The 3,341-nt window shown below is 43.0% G+C and carries 4 protein-coding genes; 3 read left to right on the top strand and 1 reads right to left on the bottom strand.

The features are described from left to right. The first annotated feature begins 383 nt into the window (after positions 1-383). From F6K53_RS36000 to F6K53_RS35990, 3 genes are all read left to right on the top strand, one after another. Entirely contained in the window at positions 384-761 is a 378-nt protein-coding gene (locus tag F6K53_RS36000; RefSeq protein ID WP_293074562.1) for a VOC family protein, read from the top strand. A 27-nt stretch (positions 762-788) separates the two neighbouring features. After that, entirely contained in the window at positions 789-2,105 is a 1,317-nt protein-coding gene (locus F6K53_RS35995) for a recombinase family protein (protein ID WP_293021794.1), read from the top strand. A gap of 308 nt (positions 2,106-2,413) precedes the next feature. Further along, the gene (locus F6K53_RS35990; protein WP_293021796.1) at positions 2,414-2,647 is read left to right on the top strand and encodes a hypothetical protein; all 234 of its coding nucleotides are present in this window, start codon (positions 2,414-2,416) and stop codon (positions 2,645-2,647) included. A gap of 56 nt (positions 2,648-2,703) precedes the next feature. Here F6K53_RS35990 and F6K53_RS35985 read toward each other — a convergent pair whose 3' ends face one another. Next, entirely contained in the window at positions 2,704-2,964 is a 261-nt protein-coding gene (locus F6K53_RS35985; RefSeq protein ID WP_293021797.1) for a MoaD/ThiS family protein, read from the bottom strand. Positions 2,965-3,341 lie beyond the last annotated feature (377 nt).

Below are 3,341 nucleotides of genomic sequence, written 5' to 3'. Positions count from 1 at the left end.
TTGTGAGTAGATTTTTTTCTGGGTCATAATTGGGATTTTTATTGACTACCCCATTTACCCAGATTTTTCTGTTTTGTCCAACCCCTCCCCTACTTGCTTTTCAAGCACTTGTGTCCGTCAGCAAGGCTATAACCTTAAACCTGTCGCCTTAAACCATCAAACCTTAAACCTGTAACCAAACAACCTTCAAACCAAACAACCTTCAAACCAAACAACCTTCAAACCAAACAACCTTCAAACCAAACAACCTTCAAACCAAACAACCTTCAACCTTCAAACCAAACAACCTTCAACCTTCAAACCTTCAACCTTCAACATTAAAACCTTCAACATTAAAACCTTCAACCCTTCAACCTTCAACCTGTAACTTTAATTAAAAGATTATGGAAATTAATCAGTGTCTTCATGTTGCTGTTTTAGTTTCTGATTTGGAAAAGGCAGAGGATTTTTACGGTAAGATTCTGGGATTATCTAAAGTTGAACGAGAGCTGAGATTTCCTGGTGCTTGGTATCAGGTTGGTCAATTCCAAATTCACTTGATGGTTAATCCTAATGCTAAAGTTGACCTAAAAAATCCTGAAAAATGGGGTCGTAATCCCCACATTGCCTTTAGTGTCGTAAATTTAGATGACGCGAAGGAATCTCTACAAGCTCATGGTTACCCGATTCAATTGAGCTCGTCTGGTCGTGCGGCATTATTTACCCAAGATCCAGATTGTAATATTATTGAGCTTAGTCAGATTAGTAAGATTAGCACTTAGGGGTTAAGGTCGGTATGGGGAAAATAGATGAAAACCATTGCCTACCTGTACAGCAATCCCCTACTTGACCCAGTGCCCGACCCAGAAGTTTGGGGTTTGGAGGTGGATCAGATCTATCTAGATTTAGGAGGACGTCAGCAGTGGCAGCAGTTAGTTGCGGATTGCCAAGCTCAACCCCCTGATTACTTGCTAATTCGTCGTCTGGAAGAACTGGGAGAGTGTTTAGCTGAAATTAGCGATCGCATTACCCAAATTGAAACCCTCGGTATTTGTTTGATTGCCACAGAGCAATCTTACAATTCTGCTCAGCTAACGGATGCTACCAACTACACTACGATTCGCGCTAGTTTACTGAAGCTCTTACACGAAATCCAGCAGGAAGTCAACAGCCGCCGCCTTCGGCAAGGGCACGCTCGTAATCGCCTCAAAGCCTTACCCCCACCAGGAAAAGCCCCCTATGGCTATCGGCGGGGCAAAGACCGCTATCTAATTGACCGCAGTACGGCACCGGTGGTTAAGGATTTTTTTGAACAGTTTCTGCTTTATGGTTCCTTGCGGGGTGCAGTACGGTATTTAGAGCAAAAATATGGTAAACGGATTTCCGTGACTACCGGGCGTCGTTGGCTAACAAATCCGGTTTATCGGGGAGACCTTGGCTATCAAAAAAATGGTGAGGTTATTTCCGATACCCATAGTGCTATTTTGAATCGGGAAGAAGCGGCACAAATTGACCGACTGCTCAGGCGCAACCGACAATTACCTCCTCGAACCGCTAGTGCTCCCCGTTCTTTGGCCGGGTTGGTGGTTTGTCAGGAATGTCAGTCGGGGATGACCGTTGTTAGTGTTACTCAATATCGTAAAAACAAACAATATCTCTACCTACGTCCGATCAATTGTCCTAAGCATCCCAAATGCCGTGCTCTTAGTTATGAACAGGTCTTGGAGCAGACTATTCAACTGATCTGTCAGGAATTACCCCGTGCTGTTGCTGCTATGAATGCTCCCAGCTTGGATGGGGTCAAGGAATCCCTTCAGGGTAAAATTACTCAAAAAAAAGATAATTTAGAGCAGCTAACCCTGTTAACGTCTAGTGGGGTGCTTGATCAAGAAACTGCTGATTTACGAGCATACAAACTACGGACAGAAATTTCCCAATTGCAGCAGCAGCTAGCTGCTTTGCCGCCAGTGAATTTAAAAGCGATCGCTCAGACAGTATCCATTCCTCAATTCTGGATTGATTTATCAGAATCAGAGCGTCGGTTTTACTTTCGGGAGTTTATTCAAAAAATTGAAATCTTGCGTCAGGTAAAAGAATTGCAGCTGCAACTTGTGTTTATTTTTTAAGTAAGCTATCAGCTATCAGCTATCAGCTATCAGCTATCAGCTATCAGCTATCAGCTATCAGCTATCAGCTATCAGCCATTTGCCACCGACACATTACTCCTACTTTAAGCAATGCCCTTTGGCGAGGCATCCTGTAAAGTTATCCAAAGATAAATTACATTAGCTCTCACAACGCTAGTGCTGCCCAGTTATTTTTGTAAAATTAAATACAGAAAATAGTTAAAGTTTACCCATTGTCTGGGAAGATTTTGGCTCGAAGCAGTCTCAGCTAGGGTAGACGGGAATTTTTTTACCTTGATGAGAGAACCATGAAACTTTTAGAATCGCAGACCCAAACCCCGACTTGGAACAGCTCCCCTAATCCCAACTTAGATCAGTCCCAGGAACCGTTCCAACCTGGGACTTGGGTACGTCTGTTAGAGCTACCTAATCCCTATAGCTTTGATGAAGCGCTACTGCTTTGCCAGATTTCACAAGACCAGTGGGTATCCTGGATTCCTGATCATGGCGAAGCAACCCTACATATCAGTCAATTTTTCTGAGTTTTTACTAGAAACACAGCCCTTGGAGGCAAAAGGCTTGCAGGCACAATAATCGATTAGCCACCGCTAACAGGAGGAATCAGAACCACTTCATCCCCATCTTGCAAGGGGGTATCGGGGGGAACGAATTGGAGATTGATGCCAAAGCGCGTCACTTCACGCCATTGCTCCAGCTCTGGGTGTTCACTCAGTAAACGGTCTAGCACGGCTGATACTGATGTTTGAGGGGGAAATCCTAACTGGAGTTCTGGCAAGCCATAGGTTTCTTGATAGGCAGCAAAAAGCTTGACTGTAATAGTAATTGATGATTCAGACATAGATTAATTTGTTATTGAGCTCGATAATTGCTATGAATTTGCTATTTTTTTGTGTGAAATGCTGTTTTATTATCTTCTCCCTGACGAGACTCAGATCCAAAAACTTGACCAATAAGATCAAAGAAAATCCAATAATATAGATGCACCCTGAGGATCAAAGCAGTATGTACCCTAATTCGGGAGTATTATAAAACCTAAGTGGCATTTTTGACCAAAATAATGGGTCTCAAGCCTTGCCCTTCTAGGGCGACTTTTCCAGAATTTATTAGAAAAAGGTGTATAATATATTAAGTGTGTAGCCTAGCACAGGTAGGATTCGTCGGTACTACCTCAATTAATAACGACGTAAAGCGATGCTAGTACACGAGGCGCGAAAA

It is taken from the genome of Moorena sp. SIO4A1 (assembly GCF_010672065.1).
In the GTDB taxonomy this organism is placed as follows: Bacteria; Cyanobacteriota; Cyanobacteriia; order Cyanobacteriales; family Coleofasciculaceae; genus Moorena.
The sequence above is the reverse complement of the archived record's forward strand: the minus strand, read 5'-3'. Positions and strand labels throughout refer to the sequence as shown.